This is a genomic window from Shewanella goraebulensis, assembly GCF_030252245.1.
Lineage (GTDB): Bacteria > Pseudomonadota > Gammaproteobacteria > Enterobacterales > Shewanellaceae > Shewanella > Shewanella goraebulensis.
The window spans coordinates 3637414-3658249 of record NZ_CP126972.1 but is presented as its reverse complement, the minus strand read 5'-3'; the positions used below and the strand labels follow the sequence as shown (position 1 = coordinate 3658249).

At 40.8% G+C, this 20836-nt stretch carries 16 protein-coding genes; 15 read left to right on the top strand and 1 reads right to left on the bottom strand.

Annotated features, from left to right (window positions below; genetic code table 11):
• The first annotated feature begins 115 nt into the window (after positions 1-115).
• The 13 genes from relA to QPX86_RS15460 all read left to right on the top strand — a co-directional run bounded on the left by relA (position 116) and on the right by QPX86_RS15460 (position 13500).
• The gene (relA, locus tag QPX86_RS15520; RefSeq protein ID WP_220752812.1) at positions 116-2323 is read left to right on the top strand and encodes a GTP diphosphokinase; all 2208 of its coding nucleotides are present in this window, start codon (positions 116-118) and stop codon (positions 2321-2323) included.
• Positions 2324-2417: 94 nt separating this feature from the next.
• A complete protein-coding gene (mazG, locus tag QPX86_RS15515) occupies positions 2418-3260 on the top strand; it encodes a nucleoside triphosphate pyrophosphohydrolase (RefSeq protein WP_285163147.1) in 843 nt (280 codons plus the stop codon).
• Between the two features lie 237 nt (positions 3261-3497).
• Entirely contained in the window at positions 3498-5135 is a 1638-nt protein-coding gene (locus tag QPX86_RS15510) for a CTP synthase (RefSeq protein ID WP_220752806.1), read from the top strand.
• A gap of 233 nt (positions 5136-5368) precedes the next feature.
• A complete protein-coding gene (gene eno / locus QPX86_RS15505; RefSeq protein WP_220752805.1) occupies positions 5369-6670 on the top strand; it encodes a phosphopyruvate hydratase in 1302 nt (433 codons plus the stop codon).
• Positions 6671-6764: 94 nt separating this feature from the next.
• Complete coding sequence (gene ftsB / locus QPX86_RS15500) at positions 6765-7067, top strand: cell division protein FtsB (RefSeq protein ID WP_220752804.1); 303 nt, start codon at positions 6765-6767, stop codon at positions 7065-7067.
• A 5-nt stretch (positions 7068-7072) separates the two neighbouring features.
• Complete coding sequence (gene ispD / locus QPX86_RS15495) at positions 7073-7837, top strand: 2-C-methyl-D-erythritol 4-phosphate cytidylyltransferase (protein ID WP_220752798.1); 765 nt, start codon at positions 7073-7075, stop codon at positions 7835-7837.
• Between the two features lie 80 nt (positions 7838-7917).
• Complete coding sequence (gene ispF / locus QPX86_RS15490; RefSeq protein WP_220752797.1) at positions 7918-8400, top strand: 2-C-methyl-D-erythritol 2,4-cyclodiphosphate synthase; 483 nt, start codon at positions 7918-7920, stop codon at positions 8398-8400.
• 58 nt (positions 8401-8458) lie between these two features.
• Positions 8459-9652, top strand: coding sequence for a tRNA pseudouridine(13) synthase TruD (gene truD, locus QPX86_RS15485; protein ID WP_285163146.1), 1194 nt, complete (start codon positions 8459-8461; stop codon positions 9650-9652).
• Entirely contained in the window at positions 9649-10398 is a 750-nt protein-coding gene (gene surE / locus QPX86_RS15480; protein ID WP_285163145.1) for a 5'/3'-nucleotidase SurE, read from the top strand. The genes truD and surE overlap by 4 nt, the downstream gene beginning before the upstream one ends.
• Positions 10395-11030, top strand: a complete 636-nt coding sequence (locus QPX86_RS15475) for a protein-L-isoaspartate(D-aspartate) O-methyltransferase (RefSeq protein ID WP_220752792.1) — start codon at positions 10395-10397, stop codon at positions 11028-11030. The genes surE and QPX86_RS15475 overlap by 4 nt, the downstream gene beginning before the upstream one ends.
• Positions 11031-11067: 37 nt before the next feature.
• Positions 11068-11958, top strand: a complete 891-nt coding sequence (locus tag QPX86_RS15470; RefSeq protein WP_220752791.1) for a peptidoglycan DD-metalloendopeptidase family protein — start codon at positions 11068-11070, stop codon at positions 11956-11958.
• A gap of 78 nt (positions 11959-12036) precedes the next feature.
• Positions 12037-13014 (top strand): RNA polymerase sigma factor RpoS, encoded by a 978-nt coding sequence (rpoS, locus tag QPX86_RS15465; protein ID WP_220752789.1) that lies wholly within the window; start codon positions 12037-12039, stop codon positions 13012-13014.
• Between the two features lie 78 nt (positions 13015-13092).
• The gene (locus tag QPX86_RS15460) at positions 13093-13500 is read left to right on the top strand and encodes a hypothetical protein (protein WP_220752788.1); all 408 of its coding nucleotides are present in this window, start codon (positions 13093-13095) and stop codon (positions 13498-13500) included.
• Positions 13501-13586: 86 nt separating this feature from the next.
• Here QPX86_RS15460 and mutS read toward each other — a convergent pair whose 3' ends face one another.
• Positions 13587-16166, bottom strand: coding sequence for a DNA mismatch repair protein MutS (mutS, locus tag QPX86_RS15455; protein ID WP_285163144.1), 2580 nt, complete (start codon positions 16164-16166; stop codon positions 13587-13589).
• Positions 16167-16577: 411 nt separating this feature from the next.
• Here mutS and recA point away from each other — a divergent pair, with 411 nt between their 5' ends.
• Both recA and alaS read left to right on the top strand, forming a co-directional pair.
• Entirely contained in the window at positions 16578-17636 is a 1059-nt protein-coding gene (gene recA / locus QPX86_RS15450; protein ID WP_220752782.1) for a recombinase RecA, read from the top strand.
• Between the two features lie 371 nt (positions 17637-18007).
• Entirely contained in the window at positions 18008-20632 is a 2625-nt protein-coding gene (gene alaS, locus QPX86_RS15445) for an alanine--tRNA ligase (protein WP_285163143.1), read from the top strand.
• Positions 20633-20836: the final 204 nt, after the last annotated feature.

Genomic DNA, 20836 nt, shown 5'->3' with positions numbered 1-20836 from the left:
ACATTCAAGATGATTCTTTTGTCATACTGCAGAGCGCGTCTGCAATAGACGGTTTATTGAAAATAAACAGGTTTGTTTTACTGGTAGTTAATAAGTACCAATAAGGAAGTTAATTATGGTCTCAGTCCGAGAAGCACATTTTAATTCAGCCGATTTTAATATCGACGAATGGGTGATGCGTTATTTAGATAATGCCGAAGAAGCCCAAATGTTGCTGGATCTTATTAAACAGTTAGATGCGCTGCCGACTCCATCCCCAGATATTCATCGCGAACTATTAGACCGTGCTCGTGAAATGGTTGAAATCCTTGCTCCACTGAATATGGACATTGAAACCCTGCAAGCATCCCTATTATTTATCATTCATGATGCAGGCATTCTTTCGATTGAAGACATAGAAGAAAAGTTTGGTAAAAGTTTAAGTCAGTTGGTGGCAAGTGTTGTCACGATGGAAGCCATTGGCGCTTTAAAAGTTAGTCAAGATTCACGCACCGCAGAACCGCAAATTGATAATATTCGTAAAATGTTATTGGCGATGGTGGAAGATGTCCGCGCTGTCGTGATCAAACTTGCTGAGCGATTACGCCTACTACGTGAAATTAAAAACGTCGATGAAGAGACTCGCGTGTTAGTTGCGCGTGAAGTTGCCGATATTTATGCGCCATTAGCCAATAGATTAGGTATCGGTCAGCTTAAATGGGAATTAGAAGATATTTCATTCAGATACCTTCATCCAGTTGTCTATAAAGACATTGCTAAACAATTAGACGGCAAGCGTGTCGATAGAGAAGTGTTTGTCGAAAAGTTTGTAACCCAGCTGCAAGAACGTTTAGATGCCGATCAAATACGTGCAAAAGTCTATGGTCGCCCAAAACACATCTACAGCATCTGGCGCAAAATGAAGGGCAAAGATCTTAAGTTCGATGAACTGTTTGATGTCCGCGCAGTGCGTATTGTCACTGACCGCCTTCAAGATTGTTATGGCGCATTAGGTGTCGTCCATACCCTTTGGCATCATATTCCACGTGAATTTGATGACTATGTGGCAAATCCTAAACCTAACGGCTACCAATCAATCCATACCGTCGTTGTAGGGCCCGAAGGTAAAACTGTTGAGATCCAAATTCGTACCGAAGCGATGCATCAAGATGCAGAGCTAGGTGTGGCTGCGCACTGGAAGTACAAAGAAGGTACGGCTGGTGGAAAACAAAGTGGTTATGAAGAAAAGATTAACTGGCTACGTAAGATCTTACTTTGGCAAGAAGATGTGGCCGAAACAGGCAACCTAGTTGAAGAAGTGCGCAGTCAGGTTTTCGAAGACCGAGCATATGTATTTACCCCTAACGGCGAAGTGGTTGATTTGCCACTGGGTTCAACTGTACTGGACTTTGCTTACTACATTCACTCGCATGTGGGTCATAAATGTATTGGTGCAAAAGTGGATGGACGTATTGTGCCATTTACTTATCAAGTTGAAACAGGTGAGCGGATTGAGATTATTACCTCAAAGCATCCAAATCCGAAAAGAGACTGGTTAAACCCGAATTTAGGCTATATCAAGTCGTCTCGCTCACGCTCTAAAATTCAACATTGGTTTAAGCAACAAGACCGCGATAAAAACATGGTTGCCGGTAAAGAGTTACTTGAAGCTGAACTCACACGGATATCATTAAAAATTAAAGACGCGCAAGTGGCTGTTGAGCGATTTAACATGAACTCAATGGATGACATGTTAGCGGCTATTGGCGGCGGCGATCTTCGCCTTAACCAAGTGGTTAATTATATCGAAACCAGCCTGCGTAAAGAGCCGAGTTCAGAGCAAGAAATTGTTGAAGAGATCATAAAGCGTTCGCACACTAAACCAGCCCGTAAAGGGAAAGGTCAAGTTGAAGTTAATGGCGTGGGTAACTTACTGAGCCATATTGCCAGTTGTTGTAAACCTGTTCCGGGTGATGAAATTTTTGGTTACATTACTATGGGGCGAGGGGTTTCAGTACATCGCAGTGACTGTGCTCAAGTTAAAGAATTAATGCGTGCTCATCCTGAGCGTAATGTAGAAGTCGTGTGGGGTGAAAATTACTCTGGTGGATATCGCATTAAAGTACAAGTAAATGCTCATGATAGAAGCGGGTTATTAAGAGACGTCACCACAGTACTTGCGGCAGAAAAGTCGAATGTGATGGCAATGAGCTCAACATCAGATGAAAAGAACCAAACTGCGGCGGTTGATCTTGAATTAGAGCTTTATAACCTTGATGGCTTATCGCGTATCTTAGCGAAATTGGGCCAAATTGAAGGCGTCATTGAAGCAAGGCGCTTATAATGCGCAAATACGTAAGTTAATGTGAATTAATAGAGGTGGTAAATCGTTAGGTTTACCACCTTTTTGTTTAGTCCTAATTATTTGGATATTTTCCATGTCTAAAGAGTCATCTCAAACTCATAATATTATTCAACCATTATTAACGATTATGGAGAAGTTACGCGATCCTGAAACCGGTTGTCCTTGGGATAAACAACAAACATTTGCGACGATTGTGCCATTTACGCTCGAAGAAGCTTATGAAGTAGCGGATGCAATAGAACAAGCTGATTTTGAATCGCTGCCTGATGAACTAGGTGATCTACTGTTTCAGGTGGTGTTTTATTGTCAGTTGGCGAGTGAGCAGGGCATGTTTGACTTTGCTGTTGTGGTTGAGAAAATTTGTGACAAGCTGACGCGGCGTCATCCCCATGTGTTTACCGTTAAGGATAGTGGCACCAGTTCGCCACGTGCCAATGCGGAAAAAGTTAAACAATCCTGGGATGCAATTAAACAAACGGAGCGCGAGCAAAAACAGCAGTTTTCATTACTCGATGATATTCCTGTGGCTCTGCCTGCATTAAATCGTTCGATAAAAATTCAAAAAAGAGTCGCTAAGGTAGGGTTTGATTGGCCTGATTTAGCGCCAGTTGTGGCTAAAGTCCATGAAGAAATCGATGAAGTGATGGAAGAGGCACAACACCTTAAAACGCAGCTAGAGATTTATCATGAACGTGTGGTCGATGAAATGGGCGATTTGTTATTTGCTGTTGCTAATATGGCAAGACATTTGGGCGTTGAACCTGAGCAAGCTTTAAGACAAGCAAACCAAAAGTTTGAACGACGTTTCCGTGGTGTAGAGCACTTTGCTAAGCAAAGCGGAAAGTCGATGAATGAACACTCTTTAGATGAGTTAGACGCATATTGGGATCAAGTTAAACAACAGGAAAGGCTTTAAAAATTTAGGCTTAAATCAGCGTGAGTCGATGTATAAGTGACGGCAACCTGCCTTAGTACTCATTGCTTTGATGGCCTAAAAAACACATAGAATGAGGCTGTTGGCTTATTAAACATTATTATCGCAATTTAATGAGTTTATTGTTTGTTGTTATCGAGCAATTTTGGTAGAATGTCGCCCCGTCCTAGTGCTTTCTTACAAGCACGTATTTTTCAAACTCACATTCTCAGGTTCAGCATGACTACAAGGTATATCTTCGTAACTGGTGGCGTTGTTTCTTCACTAGGTAAAGGCATTGCAGCAGCATCTCTAGCAGCAATTTTAGAGGCGCGTGGCCTCAATGTAACCATTATGAAACTGGACCCATACATTAACGTCGATCCAGGTACCATGAGCCCAACTCAGCATGGTGAAGTATTCGTTACTGAAGATGGTGCTGAAACTGATTTAGATTTAGGTCATTACGAACGTTTTATTCGTACCAAAATGAACCGTCGTAATAACTTCACTACTGGTCGTATTTACGAGCAAGTGCTACGTAAAGAACGTCGTGGTGACTATTTAGGCGCAACTATTCAGGTCATTCCGCATATTACTAATGCGATTAAAGAAAAAGTACTTGAAGGTGGCGAAGGCCATGATGTTGCTATCGTAGAAATCGGTGGCACAGTAGGTGATATCGAATCACTGCCATTCTTAGAATCAATTCGTCAACTAAGTGCTGAGCTAGGACGTGACCGCACTTTATTCATGCATTTGACGTTAGTGCCATTCTTAGGCGCTGCAGGCGAAATTAAAACTAAACCAACACAGCACTCTGTAAAAGAGCTTCGCTCAATTGGTATCGCGCCAGACGTATTAGTTTGTCGTGGTGACCGCGCAATTCCTGCAAACGAAAAAGCGAAAATCTCGCTGTTCTGTAATGTAGAAGAAAAAGCGGTTATCTCGTTAAAAGACGTAGATAGTATTTACAAAATCCCAGCTTTACTTCGTTCACAAGGCCTTGATGAGTTAGTTATCAAGCGTTTTGGTATTGATTGTAAAGAAGCTGATTTATCTGAATGGGAAAATGTTATTTATCAAGAAGCTAACCCAACTGGTGAAATCACTATCGGTATGGTGGGTAAATACATTGAATTACCAGATGCATATAAGTCAGTAAATGAAGCATTAAAACATGCAGGCCTTAAAAACCGCGTGACAGTGAACATTCAATATGTTGATTCACAAACTGTTGAAGCAAAAGGCGCTGAAGTCTTAACTGGCTTGGACGGCATTTTAGTTCCTGGCGGTTTCGGTGAGCGTGGTGTTGAAGGTAAGATTTTTGCGGCTCAATACGCACGTGAAAACAACATCCCTTATTTCGGTATCTGTTTAGGTATGCAAGTGGCTCTTATTGAGTTTGCTCGTAACGTAGCTAAGCTTGCTGATGCTCATTCAACTGAGTTCAATTCTAAGACTGATCATCCTGTGATTGGTTTGATCACTGAGTGGATCAATGAAGAAGGTAATGTTGAAACTCGCCATGAAGAATCTGATTTAGGTGGCACAATGCGTTTAGGTGCTCAGCTATGTCATTTAGCTGATGGTACTAAAGCTGCTGCTGCTTACAATTCTAATACTTGTGTTGAGCGTCATCGCCATCGTTTTGAAGTGAACAACAATTATGTTGAGCGCTTAGAGAAAGCAGGCTTAGTATTCAGTGGTCTATCATCTGACCGCAAATTAGTTGAAATGATTGAGCTGCCAAATCACCCTTGGTTTGTTGCTGGTCAATTCCACCCTGAGTTCACCTCAACACCGCGTGATGGTCACCCTCTATTTGAAGGGTTTGTAGCCGCTGCTGCTGCTCATCAAAAAGGTGAAGCTAGCTAGATAACGAAAGCCATTGATGAGTTCATCAATGGCTTTTTTTTCATGGTGTATTCCAAGTTGTCACTTTGATAGTTGAAGCGTCAGGATAATAGGTCTATGCTATGCTTCTAGTTGACAATTAATTACCAAACTGAAAGTGAAATACCAATAATCAATCTTCAATTATAGAAATGTTGCTGATTACTGGTATTGATTTTCTATTTTAATTTTATATTACATTTATCGAGGAAGTTATGGCTAACATTATTAATGTCATTGGTCGCGAAATCATGGATTCACGCGGTAACCCAACAGTTGAAGCTGAAGTCCATCTTGCTGATGGTTCTTTCGGTATGGCTGCTGCTCCTTCAGGTGCTTCTACTGGTTCACGTGAAGCATTAGAATTACGTGACGGCGACAAAGCTCGTTACTTAGGTAAAGGTGTATTAAAAGCGGTTGAAGCTGTTAATGGTCCAATCGCGCAGGCGTTAAAAGGTAAAGATGCATTGGCTCAAGCTGAACTTGACCAAATCATGATTGACCTAGATGGCACTGAAAACAAAGCTAAGTTTGGCGCAAACGCAATCTTGGCAGTTTCTTTAGCAGCAGCAAAAGCGGCAGCGGCTTCAAAGAAAGTACCTTTATATACGCACATCGCTGACTTAAACGGTACTCCTGGTGTTTACTCTATGCCTCTACCAATGATGAACATCATCAATGGTGGTGAGCATGCTGACAACAGTGTTGATATCCAAGAGTTTATGATCCAACCAGTTGGCGCTGCTAACTTCCGTGAAGGCCTAAGAATGGGCGCTGAAGTTTTCCATAGCCTAGCAAAAGTACTTAAAGCTGACGGCCATTCAACTGCAGTAGGTGATGAAGGTGGTTTCGCACCAAACCTTCCATCAAATGCTTCTGCTTTAGCTGCGATTAAAGTGGCTGTGGCGAATGCAGGTTACGAGTTAGGTAAAGACATCACTTTAGCGATGGATTGTGCTGCTTCTGAATTCTTTGATAAAGAAGCCAACATCTACGATCTTAAAGGTGAAGGTAAGAAATTCACTTCTGAAGAGTTTAACTACTTCTTACAAGATCTTACTAAAGAATATCCAATCGTTTCTATCGAAGATGGTCTTGATGAATCAGATTGGGAAGGTTTTGCACATCAAACTAAATTGATGGGTGACAAAATTCAATTGGTTGGTGATGACTTATTCGTAACTAACACTAAGATTTTGAAGCGTGGTATCGATAATGGTATTGCTAACTCTATCTTAATCAAGTTCAACCAAATTGGTTCATTAACTGAAACTTTAGCTGCGATAAAAATGGCTAAAGATGCTGGTTTTACCGTTGTAATTTCTCACCGTAGTGGTGAAACTGAAGATGCAACCATTGCTGATCTAGCCGTTGGTACTGCAGCAGGCCAAATTAAAACGGGTTCTTTAAGCCGTTCTGATCGTGTTGCTAAGTACAACCAACTGCTTCGTATCGAAGAAGCATTAGGTGAAAAAGCACCTTACAACGGTCTTAAAGAAGTGAAAGGCCAAGCTTAATCTTTACTAAATCTTAAAAAGGCCACCACTCGGTGGCCTTTTTTGTTGTACTATAACGTAACAATTACTAATAAATATCGCTGATAACCGATTTATGAAACGACTTTTACTATTACTGATTATCTTAGTAGGCTTGTTGCAGTATCGACTTTGGTTAGGCGAGAACAATCTTTCCCAGTATATGAATCTGCAAAAGCAGATTGCCAGCCAACAAGAAAGTAATAACAAACTGATCGCCCGTAACCAAGTGCTAATTGCTGAAATCGTAGATTTAAAAAGTGGCACAGAAGCCATCGAAGAGCGTGCGCGTAATGAGTTGGGTATGGTCAAAGAAGGTGAAACTTTCTATCGTGTTGTTGGTAATAATCCCCGAAATAATTCTACATTTGGTCAGTAAACATTATGAAGTCTGCAAAGCAATCTGTTGTCGCTATTGTGCCAGCTGCTGGCATTGGTGCCAGAATGGGCGCGTCTATTCCTAAGCAATACTTAATGCTTGGCGAACAAACCATATTAGCGCATACCTTGGATAGTTTAATTTCACATCCTGACATCAGCAAAGTGATTGTGGCATTGCACCCTGAAGATGACTTTTTTGCAAAACTAACACAAGCCAATCATGAAAAAGTTTTGACAGTAATAGGCGGCAACGAGCGTGCTGACTCAGTTCTTGCTGCATTGAATAGCTTAGATGATGAAACCAATGATGTAACTACTGATATTACGAGTGAGCACTCGACTTGGTCACTGGTCCATGATGCAGCTAGACCTTGTTTAACTCAAACTGATATCGATAAGTTACTCGAGTCTCGTGCTGTGCATAGCCAAGGGGCAATTTTAGCTATGCCAGTGAGAGACACAATGAAGAGAAGTATTGTTGCTAATGCTGCGGACAAAGCTGTAAGTAAAGTTGAAATAGCTGAAACAGTTTGCCGTGATAATTTGTGGCATGCGTTAACTCCACAATTGTTCCCTAGTCAGCAACTAAAACAAAATTTATCTGCAGCCCTTGAACAAGGCGTTAATATCACCGATGAAGCGAGCGCAATGGAATGGGCAGGCGTGAATCCTGGGTTAGTATCAGGTAGGGCTGATAATATTAAAGTCACTCATCCAGATGATTTACAATTAGCTAAGCTATTTTTAGCCAACATTGAGTCGCTTTAATGGTATAACTCAGGTTAAAAAGTGTTAATCATTAAAATTTATAGCAATAACAGTAATATAATCAACGGTAATCAAAAATAATGAATATACGAATTGGGCATGGATTTGACGTACATAAATTCGGTGGTGACAAGCCGTTAATATTAGGTGGTGTTACCGTACCTTATGAAACAGGTCTGATTGCTCACTCTGATGGTGATGTGGTCTTACATGCTATTTCAGATGCGATTCTAGGTTCTATGGCTTTAGGTGATATAGGTAAGCATTTTCCAGATACTGATTCAGAGTTTGCAGGCGCTGACAGTAGAGTACTTTTAAGGCATTGTTATAAATTAGCCAAGCAAAAGCAGTTTGTTATCGGTAATCTTGATGTCACAATTATTGCTCAGGCACCTAAAATGCTCCCGCATATTCAAGCGATAAGAGAATGCTTAGCGCAAGATTTAGAAACAGCCATTGATAACATTAATGTGAAAGCGACCACGACTGAAAAATTAGGTTTTACCGGACGTAAAGAAGGCATTGCGGTTGAATCTGTTGTTTTGATGTCCAAAGCATTATAAAACTATAAAAGTTAGTTAGCCGTTAGCCACAATAAACCTAATATTTTGAGAACATGACATGAGCTCGTTACATTACCTTTTTGATAAACCTACCTGCACCGCTGATTTACGCACTTTCAATAGCGACTTTATCGTGAAGGAAATGCTGCCTTTTAGTCCTACAGGGGAAGGTGAGCATCATATGATCCATGTTCGTAAAGAGGGCTTGAACACCAATCAAGTGGCTGAGATGCTGGCTAAGTTTGCAAAGGTACATCAAAAAGAAGTGACTTACGCAGGTCAAAAAGACAAAAATGCGGTCACCGAACAATGGTTCGGTGTGCGAATTCCTGGTAAAGAAACCCCTGATTGGCAATCCTTAACAACGCCAAATACAGAAGCATCTGCAGATACTTCAAGTAGAGGTAATGACACTAACCAAGCTCGTTTGACTATTTTATCGAGCCAGCGTCATAGTAAAAAATTACGTATTGGCGCGTTATTAGGTAATCGCTTTGAGCTGACATTACGAAATGTGTCAGATAAAGATGCTGTTGAAAAACGTATCCAACAGGTCATTGAAACAGGTGTACCAAATTACTTTGGTGAACAACGTTTTGGTCATCAAGGCAAAAATTTAATTTTTGGCCAACAAATGTTGGCTGGTAAAAAAGTAAAAGATCGCAAAAAACGTAGCATGTATCTGTCAGCTGTTCGTTCAAATGTATTTAATCAGGTTGTCTCATACCGATTACACCATCATAGTGTCGCACCATTAACGGGCGATTGCGTAATGCTTGCAGGTAGTAAGAGCTTTTTTGTCACTGAAAAATGGGATCCTGCTACGCTAAAACGTTTGTCTGATAACGACATTCAATTATCTGCGCCGTTATGGGGTCGAGGCGCAATGCTTCCTCAAGCTGATGCAGCGTCTGTAGAGCAAGCTGCTTTAGCCGAATTAACTCAAGATCTTGCAGGACTTGAACAAGCTGGGCTAGAACAAGAGCGTCGTCCTTTATTGCTTAAGCCACAAGCGATGAAATATCGACTTGAACAAAATAACTTAATTATTGAATTCATTTTACCGGCAGGCAGTTATGCAACGTCAGTTCTTAGAGAGTTACTGGATTATCAAGACGTGCAAGAGGTGAAACGCCAACAAATGGTGGCCGAGCAAAATGCTGCAGCTCAACAACAAGCGCTTGCCAAAGCTTCAGCCTCACTTTCTAAACAAGAGTCTGAACAAGAACTTAAACAAGAGCCAACAGCGTGATTAATATACTCGTTAGCAATGATGATGGCGTAACCGCTGCTGGCATAAAAGCGCTAGCTGAAGAATTAAGCCAAATTGCGAAAGTAAAAGTTGTTGCTCCAGATCGTAATTGCTCAGCAGCAAGTAACTCTTTGACCTTGACTAACCCATTAAGAATTAATAACTTAGATAATGGTTATACTTCGGTCAATGGCACGCCATCTGATTGCGTTCATTTAGCCATAAGAGAATTATGTGAAACTGAGCCCAATATTGTAGTTTCTGGTATTAATGCTGGAGCGAACATGGGCGATGATACCTTGTATTCTGGCACTGTTGCGGCTGCGACTGAAGGGCGATTCTTAGGGTTACCTGCTATTGCGGTTTCTCTAGTGGGTAAAGAGTTAATACACTATAAAACTGCGGCAGTTTACGCTGTCAAAATTGTGCAAGGTTTGCTTGATCATCCAATCAATAGCGATCAAATTTTAAATGTAAATGTTCCGGATTTGCCTTTAGAGCAAATTAAAGGAATGAAGGTGACTCGCTTAGGTTCAAGGCATAAAGCCGAGGGTATGATTAAGTCTCAAGACCCTGCTGGGCGCGATATATATTGGCTTGGCCCGCCAGGAAAAGAACAAGATGCCGGTGCGGATACTGACTTTGGTACAGTTGAACAAGGTTATGTTTCAATCACGCCGCTAACGGTCGATTTAACAGCATATAACCAGCTTGCTGGTTTAGAGAACTGGGTAAAAAAACTATGAGTCAGATAGCCTCAACTGTTGCTATCAATTTAGCGAGAAAACTACAGGAAGCTGGCATTTGTAATAGTGCGGTTTTAGAAGCCGTTTCTAATACACCTAGAGAGTTATTCTTAGACGGTGCACTTGCTCATAAAGCTTATGAAAATACTGCATTGCCTATCGGGCAAGGACAAACGATATCTCAGCCTTATATTGTAGCGCGTATGACTGAACTATTATTGCAACATAATCCCGCTAAAGTGTTAGAAATTGGTACGGGTTCGGGTTATCAAGCTGCAATCTTAGCTCAGTTGGTACCACAACTATGCACAATTGAACGAATCAAAGCTTTGCAAATCCAAGCAAGGCAAAGATTGAAACGTTTAGATCTACACAATGTGTCATTTAAATATGGCGACGGATGGAAAGGTTGGCAAAATAAAGCCCCCTTTGATGCGATTATGGTCACCGCTGCTGCATCTTCAGTACCAGAGGCATTATTAAGCCAACTCTCCGAAGGTGGAGTATTAGTCATTCCCGTAGGCGAAGACTCACAACAACTGTTAAAAATAACTCGAAATAATAATGAATTTAAATCGCAAATCATTGAAGCAGTTAAATTTGTACCGTTGGTTAATGGCGAACTTGCTTAACTAGGATGATATTTCCTGTTTTAGCTGGAGAGAATGCTTGAAGTATCACAATTGGCTTTGCATTATTTTTTTGATAATTTTTTTATCAGGCTGTAGCTTTCAAGCTCATAGCCCTGCACCTGTACAAAGCATTTCATCATCTGCTGGTCCTAAATATAATAAAGGGTCAATAACCGCCGGAAGCTACAAAGTTAAGCGCGGTGATACCTTGTATTCAATTTCATGGGGAGCAGGCAAGGACTTCAGTGATATTGCTGCTTACAATAAGCTAAAAGCGCCATATACAATTTATCCTGGTCAGACCTTAAAATTATATAAACCTGCAGCCACTAAAACTGTTTCTAAACCGGTTGCTATAGCGAACACCAAACCCACGCCCGTAAAGAAAACACAGCCAAAACAGACTACAGTGCCAAAACAAGCTAGTACGTCAGCTAGCAAAAATAGTACAAAAAAAGAGCTTGATCACAAAGCTAAGCCTGCGTATTCTGTAAAAACTACCCCAGAAAAAACGGTTCAAGTAGCTAAAAATCCTGTTCAGGGCTTACCGAAGAAAGTAAGTAAGTGGAACTGGCCAAATAAAGGCAGAATAATAGGATATTTCTCTACAACTCAGCAGGGCAATCAAGGAATTAAGGTTGCAGGTTCTCGTGGCGATATTATTAAAGCCGCTGCTGATGGAAGAGTTGTTTATGCAGGTAATGCACTTCGTGGTTATGGTAATTTGGTTATTATCAAACATAACGATGACTATTTAAGTGCATATGCCCATGCAGATTCAATATTGGTCAAAGAAAAGCAATATGTAAATGCTGGACAGACAGTAGCGAAAATGGGTAGCACAGGGGCAAACCAAGTGATGTTACATTTTGAAATACGTCTACATGGTAAGTCTGTTAACCCATTAAATTACTTACCTAAACGCTAATTGTTTAGTTCACATTAAAACGGAGGATAGGCAAGTGCACTAGTTTAATTAAATTTACCAGGTTTGGGAGAGCACCATATGAGCCAAAAACAAAACGCTGCAGTCGCAGTAGAGCTTATGGATTTAGCTACACAACCACAAGAGGTTGCGCCGAAGGCAGGAAAAGCCAAAGAAGGGCAGCAATCCGATATTGATCAACAAGTTCAAGATGATCTGCAAAAGAATCTTGACGCCACTCAGCTATATCTAGGTGAGATCGGTTTTTCCCCTTTGCTTAGTGCAGAAGAAGAAGTCTTCTTTTCACGTAAAGCACTCAAAGGCTGCGAGAAGTCTCGTAACCGCATGATAGAAAGTAATTTACGCTTGGTTGTTAAAATTGCCAGAAGGTATAACAACCGAGGTTTAGCGTTACTTGATCTTATTGAAGAAGGCAATCTAGGGCTTATTCGCGCGGTCGAAAAATTTGACCCAGAGCGAGGATTCCGTTTTTCAACTTATGCGACTTGGTGGATTAGACAAACCATCGAGAGAGCTATCATGAATCAAACCCGTACTATTCGTTTACCTATTCATGTCGTTAAAGAGCTTAATGTGTACTTACGTACAGCAAGACAGCTAGCTCAAAAACTAGATCATGAGCCAACGGCTGAAGAAATCGCTGACACTCTTGATGTCTCTACCAGCGATGTAAGCCGCATGTTAAAGCTAAACGAAAAAATCACCTCAGTTGATACCCCTTTAGGTGGTGATAACGATAAAGCCTTACTTGATGTGATTGCTGATGATGATTCTGTTGGGCCAGATTATAAAGTACAAGATGAAGACTTATCTAATTCAATAGTAGGATGGCTAAATGAGTTAAATACCAAACAACGTGAAGTGCTAGCAAGACGTTTTGGTTTACTCGGTTATGAACCATCTACATTAGAAAATGTTGGTGCTGAAATTGGATTAACACGTGAACGTGTTCGCCAAATTCAAGTAGAAGCATTGAAACGATTGAAAGATGTTTTAGGTGCTCAAGGCTTGTCTGTTGAAGCATTATTTAGAAGTTAACACTTTTAAAATTTCAAAGTAAACAGGGCATTTATGCCCTTTTTTATTATTTATTGATTCTGTCATATGAGGTTTTTTATGAATAAAAAAATCGTTTTAATCTTATTACCACTAAGCTTATTTATTATTTCTGCTTGTCAAAGTACTCGCGATAGTATGATTGAGCAAGGTTATCCTTTGGCCTATGCTGATGGTTTTCAAGATGGTTGTGATAGTGGTAATAAAGCGGGTGGCAGTTTGTTTGATGAATTCAAAAAAGACGTTAAACGTTTTAATGAAGAAGCTGATTATGCTCAAGGTTGGAGTGATGGTTTCAGGCAGTGCGAAACAGAGCAAGAGTCAATTCAACGACAAGTCAGAATGAGTATTGAGCAGCAAAAACTACAACAACAAAAGAAAAGTAATGACTTAGCTGCGCAACATGCATTAGAGCGTGAAGTGATGAAAGATGTTGATACTGATGCATTAAAATCCCTTGAAAAGTAGGTCTTTTAACTCCGAGTTAATGACAGCAAAAAGCCGCTAAAGTTTATCGTAGCGGCTTTTTTGTTTCACTTGGAAAGTAACCTTATTTACAAACTGGCTAGTCTTTTAAGCTCGTAAAGCATGTCTAGTGCTTGTTTAGGGCTGTAATCATCTGGATTAATTTGGCTGAGCTTTTCGGTGGCTGCTGATGATTGTGGCTCTGGCATTGTCAGATTAAGGGCTTCTTGAATGGGGACTTGGTGAGTGTTTGCCAAGTCTCTGCTTTCAAGCATATGCAGTTTTTGTTTAGCGGCTTTAATCACATGAGCTGGAACACCTGCTAAAGATGCGACTTGTAAGCCGTAGCTTTTACTCGCAGCACCTTCTTGAACAGCATGCATAAAGGCAATCGTGTCATCATGTTCAACAGCATCTAAATGTACGTTGGCAGCACCTATCATCTGTTCAGGTAATTGGGTTAATTCGAAGTAGTGGGTTGCGAACAACGTTAATGCTGCCACTTTTTCGGCTAAGTATTCCGCTGCTGACCAAGCAAGAGATAATCCATCATAGGTTGATGTTCCGCGGCCAATTTCATCCATTAACACTAAACTTTTTGACGTCGCATTATGAAGAATATTGGCTGTCTCAGTCATTTCTACCATGAAGGTTGAGCGACCAGAGGCAAGATCGTCAGATGCGCCAATACGGGTAAATATGCGATCAATAGGACCAATAACCGCTTTTTGTGCAGGAACAAAGCTGCCAATATGAGCCATTAAGGTGATTAGTGCAACTTGTCTCATGTAAGTCGATTTACCACCCATATTCGGACCAGTAACAATCAACATACGTCGCTCTGGTGCTAACACAACCGGGTTAGCAATGAACGGTGCTTGGCTGACTAATTCGACAACAGGGTGACGACCTGCTTCAATATTAATTCCGATGTCATTGCTGATTTGAGGGCAATGATAACCTAAGGTTTCAGCTCGTTCTGCAAAGTTGCTCAGTACATCTAATTCTGAAGCCGCTTGAGCAAATTGCTGTAATTCGTGTAATTTAGGTAAGAGTAGATCGAATAACTCTTCCCAAAGTTGTTTTTCAATTGCCAGAGCCTTACCTTGGCTTGAAAGGACTTTTTCTTCGTACTCTTTAAGCTCTGGAGTGATATAGCGTTCAGTATTTTTTAGGGTTTGGCGACGTTGATAACTCAGTGGCACTTGATCTGATTGTAACCGACTTACTTCAATGTAATAACCGTGGACGCGGTTATAGCCGACTTTTAAGGTGTTTATCCCGGTTTGCTCTTTTTCACGGGCTTCCATTTGCACTAAATAATCATTAGCACCTTCACTAAGACCACGCCATTCATCGAGCTGTGCATTATAGCCAGTGCGAATAACGCCGCCGTCACGAATAAGCATAGGTGGGCTATCTACAATGGCCGCTTCTAATAGCTGTTGTTGTTCAGGGAATTCACCAAGTAACCCAGCTAATCGCTTTACTTCATCTTGATTGCAATGGCTTAAGGTTTGTTGAATCTCAGGTAATAATGCTAATGCTTGGCGTAGTCGTGCAAAATCTCGAGGACGTGCACTGCGTATCGCCAAACGAGCCATGATACGTTCAATGTCGCCAAGGGCTTTTAATTGCTGGTGTAAATCGGCGTATAAACCTGTTTCAATCAATTCTGCAACGGCTTGTTGGCGTTGGCTGATATGCTGTTGATCTCGAAGGGGTTGATGGATCCAGCGTTGCAGCATTCGACTGCCCATCGGTGTAGCCGTTTTATCTAATACCCATGCAAGTGTGTTATCCCGAGATCCTGACAAGTTAACTGTTAACTCAAGATTACGTCTTGTGGCAGCATCTAGAATAATAGTATCAGCCTGATTAAACATGGTGATGCTATTGATATGTGGTAAAGACGTTTTTTGGGTGTCTTTGACGTATTGCATCAAACAGCCAGCAGCTTGCAGCGACAGCCTTGCGTTTGTTATGCCAAAACCGTGTAGGTCTTTAGTACCAAACTGCTCTAGCAATAACTGAATACTAGTATCGTAATCAAATTCCCATTCAGGTCTGCGTCTTATTCCTTTAAGGTTTTCGATTAAGTGACGATCAGCCAAGTCTTCGCTGTAAAGTAGTTCTGCTGGACTTGTGCGCTGTAATTCAGCTTCCAACGTTTCTGCATTTTCAAGTTCAACAACCACAAAGCGACCTGATGACACATCTAAGGTCGCATAGCCGTAGCCAGTTTTACCTTGATAAACAGCAGCAAGTAAATTGTCTTGTCTTTCTTGTAGCAGAGCTTCATCGGTTAAGGTCCCCGGCGTTACGATTCGTACAACTTTACGTTCTACTGGGCCTTTACTCGTTGCAGGATCGCCAACCTGCTCACAAATGGCGACAGACTGTCCTATTTGAACCAGTTTTGCGAGGTAACCTTCAACTGCATGATAGGGTAAGCCTGCCATCGGAATCGCATTACCACCACTTTTACCTCGTGCTGTAAGTGAAATCCCAAGTAATTCAGAAGCCAGCTTGGCATCTTCATAAAATAATTCATAAAAGTCCCCCATACGATAAAACAACAACATCTCAGGATGCTGTGCTTTTAGCGTTAAATATTGACGCATCATTGGGGTATGCTTTTCTAAACTTGGGTCTTCATTTACGGTCATTAAGTCGTTGCTCTTAATCTGGCTTTAACACGGAATTGTTTACGGCGCTCATCTTAACAATAATTAGTTTGATTCCCAATAAGCTATCTTCATACAGTCGTGTTTAAAGGGTTAACTAGTGGAATTTTAAACAAGTTAAATAGTTTATATCTCAGATGTTTACAGTATCCTCTACCTGTATATACAGTGGTTTTTTGTGAGTGAGTTTTGATGGTAAAAATTTATATCTACATCTAACCATTGATTTTTAAGGTTTTATTTTATTGTGGCTCAATTAATGTCAAAAAAGTATACAGTAACTATTGATACTGTATGATTATACAGTATACTGAGCTCATATTGTTAGACAGACAAATTTATTCGTTACCAAGTTCGCATGCCGAACTGAGTCACCTTAAAGGGATAAAGAGAATGAAAGCAGATCCAAATAAAGAGAAAGCGCTAAACGCCGTACTAGGTCAAATTGAAAAGCAATTTGGTAAAGGTTCAATCATGAAATTGGGCGCTGATCGCACAATGGATGTTGAAACTATTTCTACTGGTTCGCTTTCATTGGATGTTGCATTAGGTGCTGGTGGTTTACCTATGGGTCGTATCGTAGAAATTTACGGTCCAGAATCTTCAGGTAAAACAACCTTAACACTTGAAGTGATTGCTGCAGCGCAACGCCAAGGTAAAACTTGCGCCTTTATCGATGCCGAGCATGCTCTTGATCCTATCTATGCTAAGAATTTAGGTGTAGATATTGATAACCTTTTATGTTCTCAGCCAGATACTGGAGAGCAAGCGCTTGAGATTTGTGATGCATTAACTCGCTCTGGCGCGGTTGACGTTATCATTGTCGATTCAGTTGCTGCATTGACTCCTAAAGCTGAAATTGAAGGTGAAATTGGTGATTCACATATGGGCCTAGCGGCACGTATGATGAGCCAAGCAATGCGTAAGCTGGCAGGTAACCTTAAGCAATCAAATACTTTGCTTATCTTTATTAACCAAATCCGTATGAAAATCGGTGTAATGTTTGGTAACCCAGAAACCACAACAGGTGGTAACGCACTTAAGTTTTATGCTTCTGTTCGTTTAGATATCCGTCGTACTGGTGCAATTAAAGATGGCGATGCTGTAGTGGGTAACGAAACCCGCGTTAAAGTGGTTAAGAACAAAATTGCTGCGCCATTTAGACAAGCTGAATTCCAAATCCTTTACGGAAAAGGTATTAACCGTACAGGGGAATTAGTTGATTTAGGTGTAGCACATAAGCTTGTTGAAAAAGCAGGTGCATGGTACAGCTACCAAGGCAATAAAATTGGTCAGGGCCGTGCGAATGCAGGTAAGTATTTAGTTGAGAACCCAGCAATTGCTGAAGAGATTGAAGCTAACTTACGTCAAATGCTACTAAGCAAAGAAAAAGATGCAGCTCCTGCTGAGTCTGATGAAAACATTGACTTAGAAACTGGTGAAGTGTTTTAAGTTTAGTTTAACTTAAGTTTTCTAAACTTTGGTTAAAGGCGAATTGCTAGCCACTTGATGCAAATATCTTAATCGCGATAGGCACATGCCCATCGCGATTTTTTATGTTCTTTTTTTATCATCTCCGTGAAATCACTATTAGCTGCACTGTCTTAGTTGTCAAAATATAAGCTATTTAGTCATTTTTCATGGTATCTACGTGAGCAAAATTGAATAGCCGATTAACTCAATCGCCATTCAATGTAATAAAATCGCTAATCTAAGCCGCTAGATTCTCGCACCTTCAGTTTGTTTAAGTATATAATGTTGCCAATATTCGAGCTGATATACAGCTTCATGATAAATAGAATTTATCCATTTAGGGCGATTTCATGTTTCAGACCACCACAGAATTAAGAAGCGCATTTTTAGCGTATTTTGGTAACAACGGACACCAAGTTGTCGATAGTAGCTCTTTAGTACCTCATAACGACCCAACGTTATTATTCACTAATGCTGGTATGAACCAGTTTAAAGAAGCTTTTCTTGGCTTAGAAAACCGTGGTTACACACGTGCGACAACGTCACAACGCTGTGTTCGTGCTGGTGGTAAACATAATGATTTAGACAATGTGGGTTATACCGCTCGTCACCATACGTTCTTCGAAATGTTAGGTAACTTCAGCTTCGGTGATTACTTTAAAGAAGAAGCGATTTCTTACGCATGGAACTTCCTAACTGAAACATTGAAATTACCTACAGAGAAGTTATGCGTCACTATCTATGATACAGATGATGAAGCATTTGAAATCTGGAATAAAAAGATTGGTGTTGCTGCTGAAAATATTATCCGTATTGGCGACAATAAAGGTGCACCATATGCATCAGATAATTTCTGGCAGATGGGTGATACAGGCCCTTGTGGTCCATGTTCTGAAATTTTTTATGATCATGGTGAGCACATTTGGGGCGGCCGTCCTGGCACGCCTGAAGAAGATGGCGATCGCTTTATTGAGATTTGGAACATCGTATTCATGCAGTATAACCGTCAAGCTGACGGTGAAATGAAGCCGCTACCAAAACCATCTGTTGATACTGGTATGGGTATCGAGCGTATTGCTGCAATTATGCAAGGCGTTCATTCAAACTACGAAATTGATATTTTCCAAGCGTTAATTAAAAAAGCGGCAGAGATCATTGGCGTTGAAGATTTAGAGAATAAATCATTACGTGTAATTGCTGATCACATTCGTTCTTGTTCTTTCCTTATCGCTGATGGTGTTATGCCATCGAATGAAGGCCGTGGTTATGTTCTGCGTCGTATCATTCGCCGTGCAGTACGTCACGGAAACAAGCTTGGTGCCAATGACACTTTCTTCTATAAGTTACTTCCAACACTGATTGAAGTGATGGGTGATGCAGGTAAGGGTCTTGTTGAAGCGCAAGCGATAATTGAAAAATCTTTAAAAGCAGAAGAAGAGCAATTTGCTAGAACGCTAGAACGTGGTTTAGGCATTTTAGATACCGCATTAAATCAGTTAAGCACCAAGGTGCTTGATGGCGAAACTGCGTTCAAACTATACGACACTTATGGTTTCCCTGTGGATTTAACTGCAGATGTTTGCCGTGAGCGTGATATTACCGTTGATGAAACAGGTTTCGAAGCAGCAATGGCTGAACAAAGAAGCCGTGCACAAGCAGCTGGTAACTTTGGTACTGATTATAATAGTGGCCTGAAAATCGAAGGTGAGACTGAATTCTGTGGTTATACCGAATTAAATGGTCAAGGTGCTGTAACTGCAATTTACGTTGAAGGTGTTGCTGTAGAGTCACTTAGCGCAGGACAAGAAGCTGTTATCGTACTAGATAATACGCCGTTCTACGCAGAATCAGGCGGCCAAGTTGGTGATAAAGGTCAACTGACTATTGATGAGAATGTTTTCAAAGTTGCTGATACTCAAATATTTGGTCAAGCCTTCGGTCATGAAGGTAAGTTAACCTCAGGTACTTTAACTGTTGGCCAAACTGTTACGGCAGAAGTGGATAAGAAATTACGTCACCGCACGCAATTAAATCACTCAGTAACCCACTTATTACATTCTGCTCTTCGCAATGTATTAGGTACTCATGTAAATCAAAAAGGTTCTTTGGTTAACCCTGAACGTTTACGTTTTGACTTTGCTCATTTTGAAGCTGTTACCGCTGCAGAGCTTAAGCAAGTTGAAGATATGGTAAATACTCAAATTCGTCGTAATCATCAGTTAAAAACTGCGGTTATGGGAATTGATGAAGCCAAAGAGCAGGGCGCAATGGCCTTGTTTGGTGAAAAATATGACAGTGAAGTACGTGTGGTAACAATGGGAGATTTCTCTATTGAGCTATGTGGTGGTACTCACGTAGGCCGTACTGGTGATATTGGTTTATTCAAAATCACTTCTGAAGGTGGTATTGCTGCAGGTATTCGTCGTATTGAAGCAGTTACAGGTGCTGCTGCGATGGCGTATGTCGCTGAACAACAAGCGCAACTTGATAAAGCGGCCTCACTATTAAAGTCAGATTCGGCTTCAGTGGTTGTTAAACTAAAAGCTCAGCTTGATAAAGTGAAACAACTTGAAAAAGAAATGTCGCAGTTAAAAGATAAGCTGGCTGCTGCTGCAAGTGCTGATATCGCTGGCGAAGCGATTGAGCTTAACGGCGTTAAAGTATTAGTTAAAAAGCTTGAGGGTGTTGATCCTAAATCATTACGTGGGTTGCAAGATGAGCTGAAGCAAAAGCTTAACTCGGCAATTATCGTATTAGGTATAGCAAACGAAGGCAAAGTGAACTTAATTGCCGGTGTGAGTAAAGATTTAGTCGGTAAAGTTAAAGCTGGTGAGCTAGTTGCTATGGTTGCACAGCAGGTTGGCGGTAAGGGCGGTGGACGTCCAGATATGGCACAAGCTGGTGGTACTCAGCCAGAGAAGCTCGATGATGCTTTAGCATTGGTTCAACCTTGGTTAAGTGAACGCTTAAACTAATTAAACATAGATAAAAACTCTAAAGCGATATTGCCAAGCAAAGATTGATGAAATAACTAAGTTAAGCGTTATTAATGAAATGAGATTAATAAAGTGATTTGAGTTACGTTATTTCATCAACAATTAAAGTCTGTTGCTTTATGGCTTGAGGGATTGTTGAAGGTTTGGCATAGTATAAATATCGATGTCGATTAACGAGTTATG

What these genes read in the sequence shown, in the direction of transcription:
- relA (WP_220752812.1), top strand. Translation starts at nt 116, where the DNA reads ATGGTCTCAGTCCGAGAAGCACATTTTAATTCAGCCGATTTTAATATC.
- mazG (WP_285163147.1), top strand. Translation starts at nt 2,418, where the DNA reads ATGTCTAAAGAGTCATCTCAAACTCATAATATTATTCAACCATTATTA.
- QPX86_RS15510 (WP_220752806.1), top strand. Translation starts at nt 3,498, where the DNA reads ATGACTACAAGGTATATCTTCGTAACTGGTGGCGTTGTTTCTTCACTA.
- eno (WP_220752805.1), top strand. Translation starts at nt 5,369, where the DNA reads ATGGCTAACATTATTAATGTCATTGGTCGCGAAATCATGGATTCACGC.
- ftsB (WP_220752804.1), top strand. Translation starts at nt 6,765, where the DNA reads ATGAAACGACTTTTACTATTACTGATTATCTTAGTAGGCTTGTTGCAG.
- ispD (WP_220752798.1), top strand. Translation starts at nt 7,073, where the DNA reads ATGAAGTCTGCAAAGCAATCTGTTGTCGCTATTGTGCCAGCTGCTGGC.
- ispF (WP_220752797.1), top strand. Translation starts at nt 7,918, where the DNA reads ATGAATATACGAATTGGGCATGGATTTGACGTACATAAATTCGGTGGT.
- truD (WP_285163146.1), top strand. Translation starts at nt 8,459, where the DNA reads ATGAGCTCGTTACATTACCTTTTTGATAAACCTACCTGCACCGCTGAT.
- QPX86_RS15475 (WP_220752792.1), top strand. Translation starts at nt 10,395, where the DNA reads ATGAGTCAGATAGCCTCAACTGTTGCTATCAATTTAGCGAGAAAACTA.
- rpoS (WP_220752789.1), top strand. Translation starts at nt 12,037, where the DNA reads ATGAGCCAAAAACAAAACGCTGCAGTCGCAGTAGAGCTTATGGATTTA.
- QPX86_RS15460 (WP_220752788.1), top strand. Translation starts at nt 13,093, where the DNA reads ATGAATAAAAAAATCGTTTTAATCTTATTACCACTAAGCTTATTTATT.
- mutS (WP_285163144.1), bottom strand. Translation starts at nt 16,166, where the DNA reads ATGACCGTAAATGAAGACCCAAGTTTAGAAAAGCATACCCCAATGATG.
- recA (WP_220752782.1), top strand. Translation starts at nt 16,578, where the DNA reads ATGAAAGCAGATCCAAATAAAGAGAAAGCGCTAAACGCCGTACTAGGT.
- alaS (WP_285163143.1), top strand. Translation starts at nt 18,008, where the DNA reads ATGTTTCAGACCACCACAGAATTAAGAAGCGCATTTTTAGCGTATTTT.